Annotated in this window: 22 protein-coding genes; 11 read left to right on the top strand and 11 right to left on the bottom strand. The window is 65.7% G+C overall.

The features are described 5' to 3' along the window. Positions 1-109: 109 nt before the first annotated feature. The 5 genes from SPR01S_RS17780 to glmU form a co-directional block, all read right to left on the bottom strand. The gene (locus tag SPR01S_RS17780; protein WP_066591958.1) at positions 110-1,483 is read right to left on the bottom strand and encodes a cytochrome P450; all 1,374 of its coding nucleotides are present in this window, start codon (positions 1,481-1,483) and stop codon (positions 110-112) included. 82 nt (positions 1,484-1,565) lie between these two features. Next, positions 1,566-3,389 carry a glutamine--fructose-6-phosphate transaminase (isomerizing) gene (glmS, locus tag SPR01S_RS17775; RefSeq protein ID WP_066591955.1) on the bottom strand — a complete coding sequence of 608 codons (1,824 nt, stop codon included), beginning with the start codon at positions 3,387-3,389 and terminating at the stop codon, positions 1,566-1,568. An 18-nt stretch (positions 3,390-3,407) separates the two neighbouring features. Continuing rightward, positions 3,408-3,788 carry a PIN domain-containing protein gene (locus SPR01S_RS17770; RefSeq protein WP_066591952.1) on the bottom strand — a complete coding sequence of 127 codons (381 nt, stop codon included), beginning with the start codon at positions 3,786-3,788 and terminating at the stop codon, positions 3,408-3,410. Beyond that, positions 3,785-4,156 (bottom strand): ribbon-helix-helix protein, CopG family, encoded by a 372-nt coding sequence (locus SPR01S_RS17765; RefSeq protein WP_066591949.1) that lies wholly within the window; start codon positions 4,154-4,156, stop codon positions 3,785-3,787. The genes SPR01S_RS17770 and SPR01S_RS17765 overlap by 4 nt, the downstream gene beginning before the upstream one ends. Before the next feature lie 47 nt (positions 4,157-4,203). Then, positions 4,204-5,556, bottom strand: a complete 1,353-nt coding sequence (glmU, locus tag SPR01S_RS17760; protein ID WP_066591947.1) for a bifunctional UDP-N-acetylglucosamine diphosphorylase/glucosamine-1-phosphate N-acetyltransferase GlmU — start codon at positions 5,554-5,556, stop codon at positions 4,204-4,206. 77 nt (positions 5,557-5,633) lie between these two features. Here glmU and SPR01S_RS17755 point away from each other — a divergent pair, with 77 nt between their 5' ends. Beyond that, a complete protein-coding gene (locus SPR01S_RS17755) occupies positions 5,634-6,308 on the top strand; it encodes an HAD-IA family hydrolase (protein ID WP_066591944.1) in 675 nt (224 codons plus the stop codon). Here SPR01S_RS17755 and SPR01S_RS17750 read toward each other — a convergent pair. From SPR01S_RS17750 to SPR01S_RS17725, 6 genes are all read right to left on the bottom strand, one after another. Beyond that, entirely contained in the window at positions 6,301-6,699 is a 399-nt protein-coding gene (locus tag SPR01S_RS17750; protein WP_157082334.1) for a hypothetical protein, read from the bottom strand. The genes SPR01S_RS17755 and SPR01S_RS17750 overlap by 8 nt on opposite strands. A 53-nt stretch (positions 6,700-6,752) precedes the next feature. Further along, a complete protein-coding gene (locus SPR01S_RS17745; RefSeq protein ID WP_157082333.1) occupies positions 6,753-7,661 on the bottom strand; it encodes a tetratricopeptide repeat protein in 909 nt (302 codons plus the stop codon). Positions 7,662-7,709: 48 nt separating this feature from the next. Further along, entirely contained in the window at positions 7,710-8,717 is a 1,008-nt protein-coding gene (locus tag SPR01S_RS17740) for a nucleotidyltransferase domain-containing protein (protein ID WP_066591937.1), read from the bottom strand. 133 nt (positions 8,718-8,850) lie between these two features. Beyond that, complete coding sequence (locus SPR01S_RS17735; protein WP_066591935.1) at positions 8,851-9,711, bottom strand: HprK-related kinase A; 861 nt, start codon at positions 9,709-9,711, stop codon at positions 8,851-8,853. After that, entirely contained in the window at positions 9,708-9,980 is a 273-nt protein-coding gene (locus tag SPR01S_RS17730; RefSeq protein WP_066591934.1) for an HPr-rel-A system PqqD family peptide chaperone, read from the bottom strand. The genes SPR01S_RS17735 and SPR01S_RS17730 overlap by 4 nt, the downstream gene beginning before the upstream one ends. 18 nt (positions 9,981-9,998) lie before the next feature. Next, complete coding sequence (locus SPR01S_RS17725) at positions 9,999-10,391, bottom strand: hypothetical protein (RefSeq protein WP_066591961.1); 393 nt, start codon at positions 10,389-10,391, stop codon at positions 9,999-10,001. A 127-nt stretch (positions 10,392-10,518) separates the two neighbouring features. Here SPR01S_RS17725 and SPR01S_RS17720 point away from each other — a divergent pair, with 127 nt between their 5' ends. The 10 genes from SPR01S_RS17720 to SPR01S_RS17680 all read left to right on the top strand — a co-directional run bounded on the left by SPR01S_RS17720 (position 10,519) and on the right by SPR01S_RS17680 (position 19,477). After that, a complete protein-coding gene (locus tag SPR01S_RS17720) occupies positions 10,519-11,766 on the top strand; it encodes an ATP-binding protein (protein ID WP_066591932.1) in 1,248 nt (415 codons plus the stop codon). Positions 11,767-11,811: 45 nt separating this feature from the next. After that, complete coding sequence (locus SPR01S_RS17715) at positions 11,812-12,858, top strand: substrate-binding domain-containing protein (RefSeq protein WP_066591930.1); 1,047 nt, start codon at positions 11,812-11,814, stop codon at positions 12,856-12,858. A gap of 1 nt (position 12,859) precedes the next feature. Then, positions 12,860-14,236, top strand: coding sequence for a phosphate ABC transporter permease subunit PstC (gene pstC / locus SPR01S_RS17710; protein WP_066591928.1), 1,377 nt, complete (start codon positions 12,860-12,862; stop codon positions 14,234-14,236). Continuing rightward, entirely contained in the window at positions 14,229-15,506 is a 1,278-nt protein-coding gene (gene pstA, locus SPR01S_RS17705; RefSeq protein ID WP_066591927.1) for a phosphate ABC transporter permease PstA, read from the top strand. Before pstC ends, pstA begins: the two co-directional genes overlap by 8 nt. Before the next feature lie 29 nt (positions 15,507-15,535). Then, positions 15,536-16,282, top strand: a complete 747-nt coding sequence (pstB, locus tag SPR01S_RS17700; protein WP_218016776.1) for a phosphate ABC transporter ATP-binding protein PstB — start codon at positions 15,536-15,538, stop codon at positions 16,280-16,282. Between the two features lie 13 nt (positions 16,283-16,295). Further along, positions 16,296-16,991 carry a phosphate signaling complex protein PhoU gene (gene phoU / locus SPR01S_RS17695; protein WP_066591924.1) on the top strand — a complete coding sequence of 232 codons (696 nt, stop codon included), beginning with the start codon at positions 16,296-16,298 and terminating at the stop codon, positions 16,989-16,991. Further along, positions 16,991-17,683 carry a phosphate regulon transcriptional regulator PhoB gene (phoB, locus tag SPR01S_RS17690; protein ID WP_066591922.1) on the top strand — a complete coding sequence of 231 codons (693 nt, stop codon included), beginning with the start codon at positions 16,991-16,993 and terminating at the stop codon, positions 17,681-17,683. Before phoU ends, phoB begins: the two co-directional genes overlap by 1 nt. Before the next feature lie 89 nt (positions 17,684-17,772). Beyond that, on the top strand, positions 17,773-18,090 hold the full coding sequence (locus SPR01S_RS21325; RefSeq protein ID WP_084251281.1) for a hypothetical protein: 318 nt from the start codon (positions 17,773-17,775) through the stop codon (positions 18,088-18,090). A gap of 68 nt (positions 18,091-18,158) precedes the next feature. Next, complete coding sequence (locus SPR01S_RS17685; protein ID WP_084251280.1) at positions 18,159-18,437, top strand: hypothetical protein; 279 nt, start codon at positions 18,159-18,161, stop codon at positions 18,435-18,437. A gap of 140 nt (positions 18,438-18,577) precedes the next feature. After that, positions 18,578-19,477 carry an SDR family NAD(P)-dependent oxidoreductase gene (locus tag SPR01S_RS17680; RefSeq protein WP_066591918.1) on the top strand — a complete coding sequence of 300 codons (900 nt, stop codon included), beginning with the start codon at positions 18,578-18,580 and terminating at the stop codon, positions 19,475-19,477. Positions 19,478-19,596: the final 119 nt, after the last annotated feature.

The following is a 19,596-nucleotide window of genomic DNA, read 5'->3' as shown; positions in this document are numbered from 1 at the left end:
GGGGGGGGGGGGGGGAGGACGGCGGCACATTACCCGTCGTGCTTCCGCCCCCTCCGTCAGGCTGCGCCTGACACCTCCCCCTGGCGGGGGAGGATTAAGCTGAATAGTCCTACCCTAGCGCCATCAGCCTGATCGGCAGGCCGTCCTTGGGCCGCGGGATCGGGAACATCTGCCAGGCATCGCCGGCGCCTGGGTCGATCTCGACCCGATAGCGCGTCAGCAAGTGCGCGATCAGCAGCTTCATCTGCATTTGCGCGAAATGCAGGCCGAGGCACATATGCGCGCCACCGCCATAGGGCACCCAGGCGAAGCGATGCCGCCCTTTCGACGCCTCCGGCGTGAAGCGCATCGGGTCGAATCGCAGCGGGTCCGGCCAGATGTCGGCCATGCGGTGTGTCCAGGCGATGCCGATCCCGACATTGGTGCCGGCGGGAATGTCGAAGCCGCCAAAGCTGAAATCGCGCAACGCGCGGCGCGGCAGCGAGGGCACGGGTGGCATCAGGCGGAGCGCCTCGCGGAACGCGTAATCGGTCAAGGTCAGGTGATCGAGCTGCTCGGTCAGCGGCATATGTGCGTCGAGGCCGGCAATCTCTTCGCGCAATCGTTCCTGCCAATCGGCATTGCGGGCGAGCAGCATGACCAGGGTCGTCGCCGACGAGGTGATCGTGTCGTGCGCGGCCATCATCAGGAAATTCATGTGATCGGCGATCGCGGCGGCCGACAGCTCCTGTCCGTCGTCGTCGGTCGCACGGCAGAATTGCGAGAAGAAGTCCTCGCCATTGCCGCCCCGCGCGCCTCGCCGCCGCGCCGGGATCTCGCGTTCGAACCAGTCGATCAGATACGCGCGCGCCTTGACGCCCCGCCGCATCATCGTGCCGGGCAGTGGCGAGCGGATCGGGGCGACGCTTGCCTGCACCTCGTCGACGAACGCTTGATTGATGCGATCGGCCTCCGCCCCGAGCGATACGCCGAGGAAACTGGTCGCGGCGAGGTCGAGCGTCAGTTTCTTGATCGCATCGTAGAAGCGCAGGCAACCGCCCCATTCGCTGATCCGCGCGGCGATGCCGGCATCGAGTTGGGTCGCGTAATGCCGCATCGGCTCGGGTTTGAAGGCAACCGACAGAGTCTTGCGATCGGCGCGATGCATGTCGAAATCCATCAGCATCAGCCCGCGCGGGAACAGCAGGTTGAGCAAGGGTCCCCAGCCCTGTTCGGACGAGAACAAGCGGTCGCGATCGAACAGGACAAGCTCGTTGGCGTCGGGACCCAGCAGGGTCACGCTGGTGCTGCCGAGCGCGCGGTTGCGATAGACCGGCCCGTACCGCTCGAACATCTCCCGCCCGAACTTGACCGGATCGGACAACAGGCGAAGCGAATTGCCGACGATCGGCAGACCGTCATCGCCCGGGATATGCGCCAGCGACCGGCCCGGGTTGCGCGGCAGCCAATGCGGATTGGCATCGAACGTGTGAGCGTAGGCCATGGTGCTGATTACCGCAGCCGAGCCGCGATGGCCAATCGGCCGGTCACCCGAAACGACTAGTGACCGGCGCCATGGCCCCGGATCATTCCACCGTGACCGATTTCGCGAGGTTGCGCGGCTGATCCACGTCGGTCCCCTTCACTACCGCCACGTGATAAGCCAGCAACTGCACGGGCACGGCGTAGACCAGAGGCGCGATTAGCGGGTGGACCTTGGGCATCTCGATCGTGGCGAGGCAGCTGTCGCCCGCTTCTGCCAGTCCGTCGGCGTCGGAAATCAGCACGATCTTGCCGCCGCGCGCCTGGCTTTCCTGCATGTTGCTGACGGTTTTCTCGAACAACGGCCCCGAGGGGGCGATGACGATAATCGGCACGTTCTCGTCGATAAGCGCAATCGGCCCGTGCTTCATCTCACCCGCCGCATAACCTTCGGCATGGATGTAGCTGATTTCCTTGAGCTTCAGCGCGCCTTCCAGCGCCAGCGGATAATCCGGGCCACGGCCGAGATAGAGCACGTCGCGCGCCGGCGCGATGAGGTGCGCCATGCCGGCGATCGCATCGTCATAAGCGAGCGCGGCGTTGAGCGCGGCGGGCGCCTCGATCAATTGCTTGACCACCGCGACCTCTTCCTCGCGGCTCATCCGCCCCTTCACCACCGCGAGGTGCGCGGCGAGCGCGGCAAGCACCGCAAGTTGGCACGTGAAGGCCTTGGTCGAGGCGACGCCGATCTCCGGCCCGGCATGGGTCGGCAACAGCAGGTCGGCCTCGCGCGCCATCGTGCTGGTCGGCACGTTGACGACGACGGCGATCTTCTGCCCGGCTTTCTTGGCGTGGCGGAGGGCCGCGAGCGTGTCGGCGGTCTCGCCCGACTGGCTGATGAACAATGCCAGCCCGCCATCCTCGAACACTGGATCGCGGTAACGGAACTCGCTGGCGACATCGATATCGACCGGAACGCGCGCGAAGCTCTCGAACCAATATTTGGCGACAAGCCCGGCATAGAAGCTGGTGCCGCAGGCGACGATCGTGATGCGCTTCACCGTCGACAGGTCGAAATCCATCTGCGGCAGCGCGACGGTCTGCTCGACCCCGCGAATGTACGAGCGCAGGGTCTGCGCAACGACGATCGGCTGCTCGTGGATCTCCTTGAGCATGAAGTGGCGATAATTGCCTTTTTCGATCATCGCTCCGGTCGCGCCCGACACAGTGATCTCGCGTTCGACCAAGTTGTTCTCGGCGTCGAAAATCTGCGCGCCCTCGCGCGTGATGACGACCCAATCGCCTTCATCGAGATAAGCGATGCGTTGCGTCAGCCCGGCCAGGGCAAGCGCATCCGAACCGAGATAGGTTTCGCCCTCGCCATAGCCGACCACAAGTGGCGAGCCGAGCCGCGCGCCGATCAGCAGATCGGCATGTTCGCGAAACGCGATCGCCAATGCGAAAGCGCCACGCAACTGCGGCAGCACGGCCTTGACCGCGTCCTGCGGCGACTTGCCTGCCTCGACCTGCTCGCTGACGAGATGCGCGACGACTTCGGTATCGGTCTCGCTCTCGAACACGCGGCCACGGGCCTGGAGCGCTTCGCGCAGCGGCTTGAAATTCTCGATGATACCGTTGTGGACCAGCGCGACTTCCTTGGTCGCGTGCGGGTGCGCGTTCGAGGTTGTCGGCGCGCCATGTGTCGCCCAGCGGGTATGCGCGATACCGGTGGTGCCCGGCGCCGGATCGGCAGCGAGCACTGCTTCGAGATTCTTGAGCTTGCCCTCTGCCCGGCGGCGGATCAGCTGGCCATCCTGGACGGTGCAGACGCCGGCCGAATCATAGCCGCGATATTCCATCCGTCTCAGCCCCTCGACCAGCCGGTCAGCGACCTGTTCCTTGCCAACGATTCCGATGATTCCGCACATGGTTGGGGGGCTTTCCTACTAGAAGGTATAAGGGATGCGGATGCCCGGCAGTTCCGCCGGGAAATCCTTGGTATTGCGCGTCACCAGGATCCGGCCGCGGCTCTGCGCCGTCGCCAGGATAATGGCATCCGGCGACCTCAACCGTGGGCGCTCGCGTCGAAGCGCGGCCGCGCGCAACGCGATTTCATCATCGATCTCATCCAGACCGAACCGGTCGAGAAACTGCACTGCCTCGCGCACGCTTGCGTCATTGCCCTTGGACAAGACTTCAATCCAGACCATGCGGCTGATCCACATGCGCGAGCCCGCCTGAACGATACGCGACATCTCACGGTGCGCCGGCGGATGGTCGAGCAAGGCGTCGATCAGAATGTTGGCGTCGAGGCTGTAGCCGCTCATGCGGCGCCCTTGCGCTTCTCCGCAGCCTTCCGCGTCAATGCGAGATAATGTGCCCGCTCCCGATCATCTTCCTCGGTGAAATATTCGGGCGATTCCGCGCGGACTTCCTCATAATCGTCGTCCCACGGCCTGGTCCATTCGGCCCGCCGTTGGCGATCATATTCGTTCCGGTCGATCGAAATGCCGTGGCGCGCCCACAAGCCAACGCCCATCTCCAGCCAGTCAGCGTTCTTCGCACTGAGCGATTGCGCCTTATAGGACGCGACGGCCTCCCGCAGCACCGACGCGCGCGATTTGCCGAGTTCGGCCGCGCGCTGGTCGAGCCATTTGAGGTCGTCTTCGGGAAGATCAGCGAGAATCCGGGTCACGATGATATCCCGATATCATATCGTGATATCATGTCAATAGAGTCGCGCTATTTGGCCGCCTTCTTCGCCGTCATCATCTCGCGAAACCGCTTCGCCCAGCCCGATTTGGTCTGCTGCTCTGGTCGAACCAAGCGCAACGCGTCAGCCTCCACATCCTTGGTAACCGTCGATCCCGCACCGACGATCGCCCCTGCGCCGATCGTCACCGGCGCGACCAAAGCAGAGTTGGAGCCGACGAATGCCCCCTCCCCGATCACCGTCTTGTACTTGAAGAAACCGTCGTAATTGCAGGTGATCGTGCCCGCGCCGATATTCGCGCCGGCGCCGATTTCGGCATCGCCCAGATAGGTCAGGTGATTGGCCTTGGCGCCCTTGCCGAGCACCGCCTTTTTCACCTCGACGAAATTGCCCACCTTGGACTTCTCGCCGAGCACCGCGCCGGGGCGCAGTCGGGCGTAAGGGCCGACCTCGGCCCCGCTGCCGATCGTCGCGCCCTCGATATGGCTGAAGCCGCGGATCGTCGCGCCATCGGCAATCGACACGCCCGGACCGAAAAAGACGTTGGGCTCGATCAGCACGTCGCGACCGACTTTGGTGTCGAATGAGAACCAGACGGTCGCCGGATCGACCAACGTCGCCCCTTCAGCCATCGCCTCGACGCGGCGCTTCGCCTGCCAGCTGGCATCGACCGCGGCGAGTTCGGCGCGGCTGTTGACCCCGGCCACTTCATCGGCGGCGGTCTCGACCACCACCGCGCCGCGTCCGTCCTTCACCGCCAGTTCGGCGAGATCGGTGAGATAATATTCGCCGACGGCATTGTCGTTGGTCACCTGGGCGAGCAACCGGAACAGATCGGCCGAGCGCACGGCCATCAGGCCCGAATTGCACAGGGTCACTGCGCGCTCGTCGGCCGAAGCGTCCTTATACTCGACGATCTTTGCGATGCGGCCATCCCTATCGGCGATGACGCGGCCATAAGCGGCGGCGTCGGCGGGCCGGAAGCCGAGCACCACGACACTGGGCTCGCCGTCGCTGTGCAACCGCTCGACCATCCGCGCCATCGTAGCGGTGGAGACCAGCGGCACGTCGCCGTACAGGATCAGCACATCCCCGTCGAAGCCGGAGAGCGCCGCCTCTGCCTGGCGCACGGCGTGGCCGGTACCGAGTTGCTCCGCCTGGATCGCGACCTCGACCCCGAGCGGGGTCACCGCCGCCTCGACCTGCTCGCGGCGCGCACCGGCTACGACGACGATCCGCTCGGGATCGAGTACGCGCACATTGTCGATCAGGTGGAGCAGCATCGGGCGGCCCGCGATCGGATGAAGGACCTTGTGCAGATCGGATTTCATCCGAGTGCCCATGCCGGCGGCTAAGATGATCGCGGCGATTGGATTGGTCATGACAGGTGTCTCCGTAGCCCGCGCCCTGCCACGAACATATTGCCTTTTCCATAGCGTTGCTGGCAGGCGGCGTCGGGATGAACGATTTCCCTTTTGGCTTGGTCGGCTTCGACCTCGACGGCACGCTGGTCGATAGTGTCGCCGACCTGACCGCCGCGGTGAATCATGCGCTAGCGGAAATAGGGCGGGCGCCGCTGACGATCGACCAGGTACGACCGATGATCGGCGGCGGATCGAGCGTGATGTTGCAGCGCGCGCTGATCGCGACGGGAGGAGACGCGCAGCTCGACGACCTACTGCCGGATCTGGTGGACTTCTACGCTGACCACATCGTCGACCATACGCGGCCTTTCCCCGGCGTTGTCGACGCGCTCGATAGTCTGCAGGCGCAGGGCGTGGCGCTGGCGGTGGTGACCAACAAGCGCGAACAGCTGTCCGTCGCGCTGCTCGATGCGCTCGGTCTCACCGATCGCTTCGCCTGCATCGTCGGCGGCGATACGCCCGGTCTCGCCGCGATCAAGCCGGACCGCGCGCCGATCGACCTCATGCTGCACAAATGTAGCGGGTCCGGCCCCGCCGCATTTGTCGGGGACTCGATCTACGATGTCGACGCGGCGCGCGCCGCCGGCGTGCCGGTTGCGCTATTCGCCCCGGACGGCAACAGCATTGCAGGCGCGAATGCGACCTTCGCGGATTATCGCGAGTTGCTGCCGGCGTTGGAGCGCATCGCCGCGACGCAACCCGCTATTTGAGCAAAGCCGCCGACTCGACGTGATAGCCGATCAGCACGGGCTTTCCGCCGTTCAACCGATAGACGAAATTCTCGGTCGCTGGGCCGGTCGAGTAGACGCTGGCATAGCTGGCGGTGAACGTGTGGTCGCCGTTGTTGATATTGTCGTTGAAGCCCTGCCGGGACGTCGACCGGAAAGTGCCGAGCTTGGTGTGGACCGCCGCGATCAGCTGGGTGAAATCGACGCTGCCGGTCTTGATTTCGGGGCCGGAGGCATCGGTAATGGCCTTGAACTGGCCCGCATTCAGTTTGGCGTGGAAATCGGCGACCGCGGAATCGGCCGCCGACATGTCCTGGCCCATCGAACATCCCGCCAACGCCGCGGCGGCAACCAGCAATGTCGCGAAGCGCATCATTCCCCTCCTGTGCCTATCGCGATCAGTCTGCCGCAGCGCACGCGCCACGGCTAGCGCGGATTGCTTGGCCGCCGCGCCCGTTCTTCGTCATCGGCGCGCGCGATCATCAGGCGCGCGACGCGGTCCGCCGAATCGGCCATCTCGCTCGACCGTTTCGGCAAAGCGGCCTGCGCCGAACGATAGAAGCTCTGGGCGTCGGCATAGCTGCCCGCCGCTTCCGCGCATACGCCGAGATTATAGAGCACCGAAGGATGGTTGGGCAGGCGGCCGTTGAGATCGGCCCATTGCCGGCACGCCGAGGGCACGTCGCGATTGGACAGTTTCACGATTTCCTTGAACTCGCTGCCGATGTCCTTGGGCATGCCCGCGCGATCCTCGCGAAAGCGAACCTTGTAGGTCTCCCAGCGCGGCCGCACATCGAGGCGAATCTTCTGCGCCAGATCGGTGATCATCGCCGACACCGCTTCCTCGGTGGTGCGCCAGGGCACCTTGCCCTCGCACCATGTCGTCTCGTCGCGCGACGGCTTGTTGTCGGACCAGACCGGCATGTTGTCGGTAACGCGGAGCAAGCGAACGCTGACGGTCAGGTTGATGACGCGGCGAAAGCACGGAAGGTCGACCTTGGCGCGCTTGGTGCAGGTGCCGTCCTGCTTGCCGTCCTTCCACTCGACGCAGCGTTCCTCATTGCCCTGGTATTTGCTTTCCTCGACACCCGTGGTGACGCCGCCTGACAATACCCCGTCTGGCCGCCCGGCGGGGACGCCGATCGCCTGTTCCAGCGCGGCTTCGAACTGGCGCCCGTCGCGGCCGTTGAAGCGGTCGACCACGACGTTTTCGAGCAAATCCGCCTCCCGGACATTGGCCGGAAACTTGCCGCGTATCTGCGCGCTTTCCGCCCAGGCAGCGCCGCTACCCACGCACAACCCGGCAATCGCCAAGGCAATCCATTTTCTGGTCATGATGTCTCCCCCGAATCGCCGCTTCATATCATCGCGATCCGGTGGTCGTCAGCCCGCCTGTTTGCGCCATTTGGTCCAGAGATGCCGCGCCAGCATCAGCGGCGGCATGCGCAGCCAGTGGGAGCGGACATAGAAGCCGAGCCGGGTGATCGGACGCGTCTGCCGCCCCCAACCGTCACGCGCCGTCAGCCTGCGCAGATAAAGGTCGTCATCGCTTGCCGATCGCACCCAGCCGTCGGGCAATTGCGTGTCGTACAGCGCATGGCACAGCCGCAGGGCGCGGCGCACCGCCGAGGTCAAACCGTGTCGCCGCGCGCGTTCGGCCAGGCCAGTGACGCCAAAGTCGTCGGCCAGGCAGTGGATATCCCACAGATTGCGCATCCCGCCCGACAGGTCGCCATCGGCGAACAGGTGCGCGGCGGCGTGGCAGATCATGTCGTTGGCATTGAGCACTCGCAGCCCGTTCTCCAGCTTCATGCTGTCGGCGACCAGCGCGTCGGCATCAGGCATCGGGCGCGCGGTCAGCGGCAGGATGGTGTGATGCACGTCGATCATGCGGTCGCGGTCGCGATGGATGAGCGGCGGCAGCTCGTGCATCCAGCGGCGGTAATAAGCATCGTCGTAGGGATCGGGCTTGACCCATTCCCATCCGGCGCCGAGCAATGCCCTTTCGACGCGGTCGAGTTCGGCGCGCGGCACCAATATGTCGAGATCGCCGACGAACCGGCCCCGCCCTGCCGCCAGCCCGGCGGCGATGAACGCGCTGCCCTTGAGCAGGACGATGGGCATGCCGAGGTCGCCCAGCGCGCGGCGCGCCATCTCGACTTCCCACAAGGCGACGAGGCGTCCCTGCGCGCACGACGCCTTGGCGTCGTCGAGGAAGCGCTGCGCCGCTTCGGGCTTGGGGATACCGTCGAGCCGATGGGCAAGCGTCGCGCTCAGCAATTCGGCACGCGCCATGGTCAGCAATGCCTGCCAGCCTGCGCTGTCTAGCATCTCGACCGACGAAGGATCGGCCAGCGCGCGAGCGAGCAACATGCCGTCCGCCACCATCATAACGCCTCCCCGGCGAAGGCCGGGGCCCAGTATCGATGAAGTGCGTTGGCTAGGATTGCCCTCGCCAACTGAGGACGCAGTAGCTGGGCCCCGGTCTTCGCCGGGGAGGCGTGATAGATCGAAGTTTCGGGAATCACAGAGCGCGCCACAATGCTTCCACCTGTGCGATCGCGCTTTGGGTATCGGGATAGTCGATCGCGCGGGCGGACGTCTCCGTCACCAACCGGGTCAGCGCCGCGAATCCGCGCTCGGCGAGCGCCACATAATTGGTCGAGGCCTGGGTGAGACGGACGAACACTTCGCTCGCCGCGACCTCGCGCGTCACGGCTGCGTGTCCGAACGTCGGGAACAGGATCAGCGCCGGCCGCGCCGGCTCGAGCATCGCGGCGATCGATCGCGCATCGGGGACCAAGTGGCGGATCGCGCCCTTCGGCGTATCGGCGAGCAACGGGCCGAACATGCCGTCGGGCGCGGCCTCCTGCATTACCTGGATCGCTTCGTTCTTCAGGCTGATCAGGCGCGGAAAGGCATGGATCAGGCCCGTCGCCGGATCGAGCAAAGCGAATTCGTCGCCCATGAGCCGCCAGCCGCGCGTCATCAGCAATGCCGCCAGCGTCGACTTGCCCGCACCGGACAGGCCAGTCATCACCAGCGCCTTGCCATCGCGCTCGACCGCCGAGGCGTGGAGCAGCAGATAACGCCGCTGGCCGAGCGCCATTTGCAGGTTCATCGCCATTTCGGCCGCGAGCAGACCGTGTTCGAGGCTGAGCGGCGCTGCTTCGGGCAGGACGAAGTCGCCACCGATCATTACCTTGGGGCGGAAGACGCGCCGCCACGGACGATCTGCGAACAGGCGCACGGTGAAATCGGCGATGCCGTCCTGTGGCTTGGGATAGCTAGCGTAAAGCTGTTCGAGGGCGGCGACCGGCCCGCGCCAATCCGACCCGACGCGGAATCCGACCGGGCCGATCGCGACCGAGAAATGGTGCCTCATCGCCGCTCGACCAGCCCCGTTTCGACCAGTTCGTCGAGCCGCGCGATCAACGCGCCCGGATCGGCGTCGACCAAATCGTAATCGGCGCGCAGTTTCGCCAGCAATGCCGCGGCATCGAGCGGCACTCCGGCCAATGCCTGCAGGATCTCGGGCGCCGGGGACGCCATCAAATGCGTCTGGCTCGAAGCGCGATGATAGATGGCAGTGAGCAGGTCGACCGGCACCACGATCAGGCTGTCAGGCGATGCGGCGCGATAGAGGGTCGCCATCTCCCGACCTCCGGCGGCTCAGCCGCGGGGCATTTGCAGCGAGGCGAAGCAGGTGAAGCCGGCAGTACCGTGCTGCAGGCGACGAATATAGGCGGTATAGGCGCGGCTCTGCTCGTCGGTGGTGCCCGGCAAGGTACCGCCATTGAGCGCGGTCCGAACGTCCTCCGCCTTGAACGGCTTGGTCGCGCCGGGAAACGCATCCTTGGTGCCGTTCGGCACGAGCGACCCGTCGGCGGCGACATACATGCCGGCGCGGCCGGCATCAGGCACCGGAATCTCGCAGGTCAGCACCGAGGCATTGGTCTGCGCGAGCGCGGGACGGATCGAGATCACGACCGACGCAGTCGCGGCACCGAGCATCAGCGCGCGGCGACGCGTCGGATGCGGTTCGTCGGCCTGGCGATCGGTCATGTCCCCGTCCATGGTTGAGACGCCTTTCACATTAGCGCGCGGCTGGCAAGGTGATGAAATGGTTACCGCGCAGGGGCGAGCTCGGGCATTGCCGGTCGCCGGCCCACCCCCTAGGAACCGATGGGTCATGACGAACCGCTTCGGTCCCCGCTTTCTGCTCGGCATGCTCGCCGCTTTGGTCGCGGCGATCGCCGTGTTCATTCTGTCGGGCGACGTGCCCAGCGCGCTGGTCGCGCTGGTCGGCGGGATCATCGCCGGTTTGGTGACATTGGGCGTCGATCCCAGTCCGGCCGCTCCTGCAGAGCCCGAAGCCTCGGGTCCCCCTCCGGCCCGGCTCGGCGCGGTGCTCGAGGCGATCGTCGAGCCTGTGCTGGTGATCGCCGGTGGCCGGGTGGAAGAAGCCAATGGTGCGGCGCGCGACGTGCTCGGCAACCACATTATCGGCCAGGATGTGCGGCTCGCCATCCGCCACCCGGCAGCCGCCGAACGACTGACCGCGCCGGCCGGCGAAGGGACGTCGGACGCGATCAATCTCGTCGGGCTCGGCACGCTCGATCAGCGCTGGGAATTGCGCGTCACCGACCTGCCCGACGGGCGCCGCGTCGCGCATCTGATCGACCAGACGCGCAGCTATGCCGCCGAGCGGATGCGGGTCGATTTCGTCGCCAATGCCAGTCACGAATTGCGCACCCCGCTCGCCTCGATCCTGGGGTTCGCCGAGACGCTGGCCGATGGCGCCGGCGACGACCCGGAAATGCGCGACCGCTTTCTCAAGGTCATGGCCGACGAAGCCCGGCGGATGCAGCGGCTGGTCGAGGACCTGATCTCGCTCAGCCGGATCGAGGCCGAAAAATACCGCCTGCCCGATGCCTCGGTCGATCTCGGCGATCTGGTGTCGGAGGTTCATTCGGAATTGATGGACAGCGCGGACGGGCGCGCGGCGGACATCGTCGCCGATATCGCCGCGAACGTCCCGCCGGTCGGCGGCGACCGTGCCCAATTGAGCCAGGCGCTGCACAATCTGATCGGCAACGCGATGAAGTACGGCCGCGCCGGAACGCCGGTGACGGTCAAGCTGTCGCGCGACGCCAGCAACATGGTCCGATTGTCGGTCGGCGACGAAGGCGACGGCATTCCGCCCGAACATATTCCGCGCCTGACCGAGCGATTCTACCGGGTCGATTCGGGGCGCAGCCGCGCGCTGGGCGGCACCGGCCTGGGACTCGCCATCGTGAAGCATATCGTCGAACGGCATCGCGGCCGGCTGGACATAGCGAGCCAGGTGGGCCGCGGCACCGTGGTCACCATCCTGCTCCCGGCCGCAGTGTCATCAAAGAGTAACGCGACTGTCACAGAGGGCCCGAAACCGGCGTGATAGCGCGCCGGCAAGGGGCGAGTCGCCCCGGCGGGAAGGCCCATCATGATTCGCTCGATCGCGCTCATCGGCGCGACATCCCTGTTGCTAGCGGCGTGTCAGGACCAGGCGTCGATGGCGGGTGCCGGGCGCGACCGCATCAGCGTGGTCGGATCCTCCACCGTCTATCCCTTCACCACCTTGGTCGCCGAACAATTTGTCGCGGCCAATCCGGGTGTGCCGGCGCCGGTGATCGAATCGACCGGCACGGGCGGAGGCATGAACCTGTTCTGCAAGGGACTGGGCGGGCAATATCCGGACATTGCCGACGCCAGCCGGCGGATCAAGGCGAGCGAATATCGGAGGTGCGCGGCGAACGGTGCCGGCGAGCTGATGGAAATCCAGATCGGGTTGGACGGCGTCGCCTTTGCCGAAGCCAATGACGGGCCCAAGCTGCAACTGACCCCGATCGATCTCTACAAGGCGCTGGCGGCCGAACCGGGCGGCCAGCGCAATCACGCCAAGACCTGGCGCGACGTCAACCCGGAGCTGCCGGCGATCGCCATCCAGGTCTATGGCCCGCCCTCGACCAGCGGCACGCGCGACGCGGTCGCCGAGCTGATCCTGGCGCGGGGCTGCGAACAAATGATGCCGGCCATGGCCGCAATCCGGGACACCCATCCGGACGATTTCGCCAAGACGTGCATGCGCGTACGGGACGACGGCCCCTATATCGACGCCGGCGAGAACGACAATCTGATCGTCCAGAAGCTCCAGGCCAATCCCAACGCGATCGGCATTTTCGGCTATTCGTATCTGGAAGAGAATAAGGACCGGTTGAACGGCGTGCCGCTCAATGGGATCGAGCCCACCTACGAGACGATTGCCAGCGGCCGCTATCCGGGGTCGCGGCCTTTGTTCCTCTACGTCAAGAAGGCGCACCTGAGTGCGATTCCCAACCTCAGGGCGTTCCTCAACGCCTATGCGCAATCCTGGGCGCCCGACGGGCCGCTGGTCCGCCGCGGGCTGATCTCGGCGCCCGCCGATGTGCGCGCGCGCTCGGCGGCGATCGTGCAACGCCAGACGCTGCTCGACCCCAAGACGTTGAGCTGACGTGTCGACGCTTGCGCTCCTTTTCCTCGTCGCGGGACTCGGGCTGATCGCCTGGCTATCGGGTCGCGTCCGCGCGATCGCGTTCCGCAAGGCGCCGGGGCAGCGTTTCTCCTCGCTGCCGCGTCATCATGGCTCGTTCGCCGCGATGTGGACGGTGCTGCCGCCGTTGCTGTTCCTCGCCGTCTGGAGCGCCTGCGCGCCCGGTCTGGCGACAGACGCCGCGCTCCGGACTCCCGCGGCGGCGCAGCTCCCGCCGCCCGGCTTCGAGCGCGCGGCGATCCTGTCGGAAGCGCGCGCGATCGCCAACGACCGTCACCGCACGCCGCTCAATCCCATCTCGACCCAGCTCGCGCCGGCTTACGCGGTGGAGCAGGCCCGCTATGGCTGGATCGGCGGAGCGACCGCCTTGCTGCTCGGCCTTGCCGGTGGCGCACTCGCTTTCCTGCGCATCCGCCCGGGCTTCAACGCGCGCACCAGGATCGAGCGGATCGTGATGGCCGGCCTGCTCGCCGCCTCTCTCATCGCGATCCTGACGACGATGGGCATCGTCGCGTCGCTATTAGCCGAGAGCGCGCGCTTTTTCGGCAGCGTGCCCATCACCGATTTCCTGTTCGGCACGCATTGGAGTCCGCAGGTCATCGACCCCCGCAATCCCGGCGCCAGCCTGGGCGCGGTACCGTTATTCTGGGGAACGTTCTTCATCGGCGCGGTCATCGCAATGCTGGTGGCGATCCCGTTCGGTCTGATGAGCGCGATCTATCTGACGCAATATGCATCCCCTCGCCTGCGCGCGTGGACGAAGCCGACGCTCGAGATTCTCGCGGGCGTGCCGACCGTCGTCTATGGCTATTTCGCCGCGCTGATCGTCGGGCCGGCCCTGCGCCAACTGGGCGTCGCGATCGGAATAGCCGGCGCCACGTCGGAAAGCGCGCTGGCCGCAGGGCTGGTGATGGGGGTGATGATCATCCCGTTCGTCTCGTCGATGGCCGATGACGCGATCGCCGCGGTCCCGGCGGCGATGCGCGATGGCAGCCTGGCGATGGGCGCGACGCCTAGCGAAACGATCAGCCGCGTCCTTCTGCCCGCCGCTCTGCCCGGCGTGGTCGGCGGCGTATTGCTCGCGATCAGCCGCGCGATCGGCGAGACGATGATCGTGGTGATGGCCGCATCGGGCGCCGCGACGATCAGCCTCAATCCGTTCAATTCGGCGACTACGGTCACCAAGCAGATCGTCGACTTGCTGACCGGCGAAGCGGCGTTCGACAGCCCCAAGACGCTGGCCGCTTTCGCGCTGGGAATGACCTTGTTCGTCATCACCCTGTTGCTCAACATCATCGCGCTCACCGTCGTGAAACGGTATCGGGAAGCCTATGAATAGGCCGCTCGCCCCCGCCAAGATCGAGCGCGTGCCGACCGATTGGAAGACCGCGCAGATGGAGCGGCGCGTGCGCCGCCGCTACGCCGCCGAGCGCCGCTTCCGGCTGTTCGGGCTGGCGGCGATCGTGCTTTCGGTCAGCTTCCTGCTGTTCCTGCTGGTGACGATGGTGGCGAATGGCGCGCGCGGCTTCGTCACCACCGAAGTCGCCCTGACGATCGATTTCCCCGCGGCCGGACTCGGCCTGACGCCGGATCGCATCGAGGGGCCTGGCGGCGATCTCGCACTCGCCGGCGCGCAACTCGACGCGGTGACCGATCGCGCGGCGGTGGCACAATATGGCGCCAATGGGCCGGCATTGTTTTCCGATGGCGCCGATGCGGTGGTCCGCCGCGCGCTCAAGGCCGATCCGGCGCTGGCGATCGGAAAAACGCGGCTATGGCTGCCCGCCTCCACCGATATCGATACCGCGGCCAAGGCCGATGGCACGCCTTTGGCCGAGAAGCGCGCGCAGATACTGACCGACGCCGGGCAATTGCGCACCGGGTTCAACTGGGGCTTCCTGTCGGGATCGGATTCAACCGATCCCACCGCGGTCGGCATCTGGGGAGCGCTCAAGGGGTCGTTGCTGACGATGCTGGTGACGCTGGTGCTTGCCTTCCCGATCGGCGTGCTCTCCGCCCTCTATCTCGAGGAGTATGCGCCGCGGAACCGCTGGACCGACCTGATCGAGGTGTCGATCAACAACCTTGCTGCGGTGCCGTCGATCATCTTCGGTCTGCTCGGCCTGGCGGTCTTCCTCAACACATTCCAACTGCCTCGGTCCGCCGCATTGGTCGGCGGTCTGACCTTGGCATTGATGACGATGCCGGTGATCGTCATTGCCAGCCGCAACGCGATCAAGGCCGTGCCGCCGTCGATCCGCGACGCGGCGCTGGCGCTGGGCGCCAGCCCGGTCCAGGTGGTATTCCACCACGTCCTGCCGCTCGCGCTGCCCGGCATATTGACCGGCACGATCATCGGCATGGCGCGCGCGCTGGGCGAAACCGCGCCGCTGCTGATGATCGGCATGCGCGCCTTCATCGCGACCCCGCCGGGCAAGCTGACCGACCCGTCGACCGTGCTGCCGGTGCAAATCTTCCTGTGGTCGGACGAAGTCAGCCGCGGCTTCATCGAGAAGACTTCCGCCGCGATCATCGTCCTCCTCGTCTTCCTGCTGGCGATGAACGGCATCGCCATCTACCTCCGCAATCGCTTCGAGACCCGCTGGTGACCGACAAGACCATCCTCACTGATCACAAGATGACCGCGCGCAATGTCAGCGTCTGGTATGGCGCGGTGGAAGCGATCAGCGATGTCTCGATCGATATCGACCAGGACAAGGTCACCGCGTTCATCGGTCCGTCGGGCTGCGGCAAGTCGACCTTCCTGCGCACGCTCAACCGCATGAACGACACGATCCCTTCTGCACGAGTCGAAGGCGATATCCGGCTGGATGGCGAGGATGTCTATGCGCGCGAGATGGACGTGGTCCAGCTTCGTGCGCGCGTCGGCATGGTGTTCCAGAAGCCTAACCCTTTCCCCAAGTCGATCTACGAGAATGTCGCTTACGGGCCGCGTATTCACGGACTGGCATCGTCCAAGGCCGATATGGATCGCATCGTCGAGCGTTCGCTGGCGCGCGCCGGCCTGTGGGGAGAGGTCAAGGATCGCTTGTCCGACAGCGGCACCGCTTTGTCGGGCGGCCAGCAACAGCGCCTGTGCATCGCGCGCGCGATCGCGGTCGACCCAGAAGTGATCCTGATGGACGAGCCCTGCTCGGCGCTCGATCCGATCGCGACTGCCAAGATCGAGGAACTGATCCACGAATTGAAGGGCCGCTACGCGATCGTCGTCGTCACCCATAACATGCAGCAGGCCGCGCGCGTGTCGCAGCGCACCGCGTTTTTCCATCTCGGCCAGTTGGTCGAATATGGCCAGACGTCGGACATTTTCACCAACCCGCGCGAGGAGCGGACGCGCGACTATATTACCGGCCGTTATGGCTGAGGAGTTAGAGCGAATGGCAACCGGCCAGGAACATACGGTCAAGGTCTTCGACGACGAGATCGGCCATCTGCGCGGCCTGATCAGCCAGATGGGTGGTCTAGCGGAGCGGGCGATCCACGACGCGATGAACGCGTTGCAGCGGGTCGATCTCGACCTGGCGCAGCAAGTCCGCCTCGCGGACAAGCAGATCGATTTTATCGAGGCGGAGGTGGAGACGCTGGCGGTCCGCATCATCGCGTTGCGCGCGCCGATGGCCAACGACCTGCGCGAGGTGGTCGCCGCGCTCAAGATCGCCGGCGTGATCGAGCGGATCGGCGATTATGCCAAGAACATCGCCAAGCGCGTGCCGATGATCGAAAGCGAGCATCGCATCGAGCCGATCTCGGTCATTCCCGCGATGGGTAAGATGGCTGCGGAAATGGTGCACGACGCGCTCGACGCCTTCGCGGCGCGCGATGCGCGGGCGGCGGTCGACGTCTGCGTCCGCGACCAAGCGCTGGACGATTTCTACGACAGCATCTTCCGCATGCTGGTCACCTATATGGTCGAAAATCCCGCGACGATCGGTCAGGTCGCGCACCTGCTGTTCGTCGCCAAGAACCTGGAGAGGATCGGCGACCACGCGACCAACGTCGCCGAGATGATCTATTTCGCCGCCACCGGCACGCAAATGACCGAGCGTGAGCGCGGCAAGTCAGGGGAAGTGTAATGGCACGGGCCAAGATGTTGCTGGTTGAAGACGACGCCGCGCTGGCGGAGCTGCTGGTCTATCATTTCAAACGCGAGGATTTCGAGGTCGCGCACACGCCCGACGGCGAAGAGGCGCTGCTGCTCGCCAAGGAAGCGACGCCCGACATCGTCCTGCTCGACTGGATGGTGGAGGGCCTTTCCGGGATCGAAGTGTGCCGGCGTCTCCGCCGCATGCCCGAAACCGCGAACATCCCGATCATCATGCTGACCGCACGCGGCGAGGAAGAGGATCGCGTTCGCGGGCTGGAAACCGGCGCCGACGATTACGTCACCAAGCCGTTTTCTCCACGCGAGCTGGTCGCACGCGTGGGCGCTGTACTGCGCCGCGTTCGTCCGGCTCTGGCGGGCGAGCAGCTGACTTACGGTGACATCGAGATGGACACGGTGGGGCACAAGGTCCGCCGCAGTGGCGAAGTCGTACCGCTCGGTCCGACCGAATTCCGCCTGCTCAAGCATTTCCTCGAACATCCCGGCTGGGTATTCAGCCGCGAGCGGCTGCTCGACGCGGTATGGGGTCACGACAGCGACATCGAGAGCCGCACGGTCGATGTTCATATCCGCCGCCTGCGCAAGGCGATCAATCGCGGCGACAAGCCAGACGTGATCCGTACGGTGCGATCGGCGGGCTATGCGCTCGATTCGGGTGCGTAAAGAATCGCACCCGAAACGAGGGAGCCAATTCGAGAGTGGCGCGTTGGGCCCCCTGTCACGCAGAGATTGTGCAGAACAAGGAGAGTCGCATGAAGCTGATACTCGTTGCGGCGGCCGCCATGATCGCGATGCCCGCCATCGCGCAGAACGCACCGGCGCCGTCGCCTGCTCCCGATCCTCAGGCCGCGCCTGCGCCGCTGCCCGCCCCGCCGGGACCGCCTGCCGGCCCAGCGCAAATGGTCATGGGACCGTCAACGCCTGTAGTGCAGCCGCTGCCTGACGCTGCTGCCCCTGCCACCGGCGCTGACGTCCCGTGGTGCACCAAGACCGTAGTCGATCATTGCAAGGAGCATTCGGCGCCGAACGGCGCGCGGCTGCACACCACGCCTCGCCCGCCGCGAGGGTGATCCCGGTGATCGCCTGAACGAAGCGGAGCCGGGCGGCGCCCGGCTCCGCCGTCCCTGAGGAGGTCAGGATGAGATTGATCCTTTTGGCCGCCATCGCTGTGACGATGCCTGCCTTGGCGCAGGAGACTCCGGCGTCGACCCAGCCGACGCCGGCACAAAGCGCGGGCGATCCGCCCGGGGGCTATGCTCCGCCGCCGATGCCCCCGCCCCCACCGAATGCTACCGTGGTGTTCAAGCCGGCGCCTCCGCCCGATATTGCGTTTCCGCCGCCCGCTCCACTGGCGAGCTATCCGCCCTGCAAGCGCGGCCAGTTCGACAAGTGCATCCAGCGGCACGATCCCAAATAAGTATAAGAAACGGGTCGTAAGCTCCCCTTTCCCGGCGCGGGTCGGCACGCCCGCGCCGGGCTTTTCGTATTTTCGGTACGGACTATTGCGCAGCGCAGCGAAAGTCCTAGGAAGCGTCGGAAACATTAGGGAGCGATAGAATGACCATCCGTTTCGACGACAAGGTAGCCATCGTGACCGGCGCGGGCGGCGGCCTGGGCCGCGAATATGCGCTGGCGCTGGCGGCACGTGGCGCGAAGGTCGTCGTCAACGACCTGGGCGGCGCACGCGACGGTACCGGCCATTCGGACGCGGCGCTGAAGGTCGTCGAGGAGATCAAGGCTGCGGGCGGCGAGGCGATGTCGAACGGCGGCAGCGTGACCGAATACGAACAGATGGTCGAGATGGTCGCCAAGGCCAAGGAAGCCTGGGGCGGCGTCCACATCCTGATCAACAATGCCGGCGTGCTGCGCGACAAGAGCTTCGCCAATATGGAGCCGGCCGATTTCAAGTTCGTCGTCGATGTCCACCTCAACGGATCGGCCAATTGCACCAAGGCGGTGTGGGCGACGATGCGCGAACAGGCCTATGGCCGCATCCTGATGACCGCCTCGTCGACCGGGCTGTTCGGCAATTTCGGCCAGGCAAATTACGGCGCCGCCAAGCTCGGCCTGGCAGGCCTGACCAAGACGCTCTACCTCGAGGGCGCCAAATACAACATCAAGGTCAACACCATCGCCCCGACCGCGGGCACGCGGATGACCGAGGATCTGTTCCCGGCCGAGGCGTTCAAGGCGTTTGCCCCCGAAAAGGTTGCTCCTGCCGCGCTCTATCTGGTCAGCGAGGATGCGCCGACCAATGCGATCGTCGGCGCCGGCGCCGGCGTATTCCAGGCGGCCTATGTCACGCTGACCCAGGGCAAGCTGCTGACCGGCGACGAGCTTTCGCCCGAAGGCGTTGCGGCGCATTGGGCGGAGATCACCGATCGCACCGGCGAACTGACCCCGCAATCGGGCAACGAACAGTCGATGTCGATCATGAAGAAGCTGACGGGGGGTTGAATCAGGGATGCTAAATCCTCCCCAAGCTCGCTTGGGGAGGGGGACCGCCCGCGAAGCGGGTGGTGGAGGGGCCGAGCGAAGCGAGGTTTGGGTGCGAGGCAATGGCGCCGCCATTCCCC

Source organism: Sphingomonas pruni NBRC 15498 (genome assembly GCF_001598455.1).
Classification (GTDB): domain Bacteria; phylum Pseudomonadota; class Alphaproteobacteria; order Sphingomonadales; family Sphingomonadaceae; genus Sphingomonas; species Sphingomonas pruni.
Note: the sequence above shows the minus strand (reverse complement) of the source record. Positions and strands in the feature narration are given on the sequence as shown.

Coding starts and splice junctions, on each gene's coding strand:
- SPR01S_RS17780 (WP_066591958.1), bottom strand. CDS start 1,483: ATGGCCTACGCTCACACGTTCGATGCCAATCCGCATTGGCTGCCGCGC.
- glmS (WP_066591955.1), bottom strand. CDS start 3,389: ATGTGCGGAATCATCGGAATCGTTGGCAAGGAACAGGTCGCTGACCGG.
- SPR01S_RS17770 (WP_066591952.1), bottom strand. CDS start 3,788: ATGAGCGGCTACAGCCTCGACGCCAACATTCTGATCGACGCCTTGCTC.
- glmU (WP_066591947.1), bottom strand. CDS start 5,556: ATGACCAATCCAATCGCCGCGATCATCTTAGCCGCCGGCATGGGCACT.
- SPR01S_RS17755 (WP_066591944.1), top strand. CDS start 5,634: ATGAACGATTTCCCTTTTGGCTTGGTCGGCTTCGACCTCGACGGCACG.
- SPR01S_RS17750 (WP_157082334.1), bottom strand. CDS start 6,699: ATGCGCTTCGCGACATTGCTGGTTGCCGCCGCGGCGTTGGCGGGATGT.
- SPR01S_RS17745 (WP_157082333.1), bottom strand. CDS start 7,661: ATGACCAGAAAATGGATTGCCTTGGCGATTGCCGGGTTGTGCGTGGGT.
- SPR01S_RS17740 (WP_066591937.1), bottom strand. CDS start 8,717: ATGATGGTGGCGGACGGCATGTTGCTCGCTCGCGCGCTGGCCGATCCT.
- SPR01S_RS17735 (WP_066591935.1), bottom strand. CDS start 9,711: ATGAGGCACCATTTCTCGGTCGCGATCGGCCCGGTCGGATTCCGCGTC.
- SPR01S_RS17730 (WP_066591934.1), bottom strand. CDS start 9,980: ATGGCGACCCTCTATCGCGCCGCATCGCCTGACAGCCTGATCGTGGTG.
- SPR01S_RS17725 (WP_066591961.1), bottom strand. CDS start 10,391: ATGACCGATCGCCAGGCCGACGAACCGCATCCGACGCGTCGCCGCGCG.
- SPR01S_RS17720 (WP_066591932.1), top strand. CDS start 10,519: ATGACGAACCGCTTCGGTCCCCGCTTTCTGCTCGGCATGCTCGCCGCT.
- SPR01S_RS17715 (WP_066591930.1), top strand. CDS start 11,812: ATGATTCGCTCGATCGCGCTCATCGGCGCGACATCCCTGTTGCTAGCG.
- pstA (WP_066591927.1), top strand. CDS start 14,229: ATGAATAGGCCGCTCGCCCCCGCCAAGATCGAGCGCGTGCCGACCGAT.
- pstB (WP_218016776.1), top strand. CDS start 15,536: ATGACCGCGCGCAATGTCAGCGTCTGGTATGGCGCGGTGGAAGCGATC.
- phoU (WP_066591924.1), top strand. CDS start 16,296: ATGGCAACCGGCCAGGAACATACGGTCAAGGTCTTCGACGACGAGATC.
- phoB (WP_066591922.1), top strand. CDS start 16,991: ATGGCACGGGCCAAGATGTTGCTGGTTGAAGACGACGCCGCGCTGGCG.
- SPR01S_RS21325 (WP_084251281.1), top strand. CDS start 17,773: ATGAAGCTGATACTCGTTGCGGCGGCCGCCATGATCGCGATGCCCGCC.
- SPR01S_RS17685 (WP_084251280.1), top strand. CDS start 18,159: ATGAGATTGATCCTTTTGGCCGCCATCGCTGTGACGATGCCTGCCTTG.
- SPR01S_RS17680 (WP_066591918.1), top strand. CDS start 18,578: ATGACCATCCGTTTCGACGACAAGGTAGCCATCGTGACCGGCGCGGGC.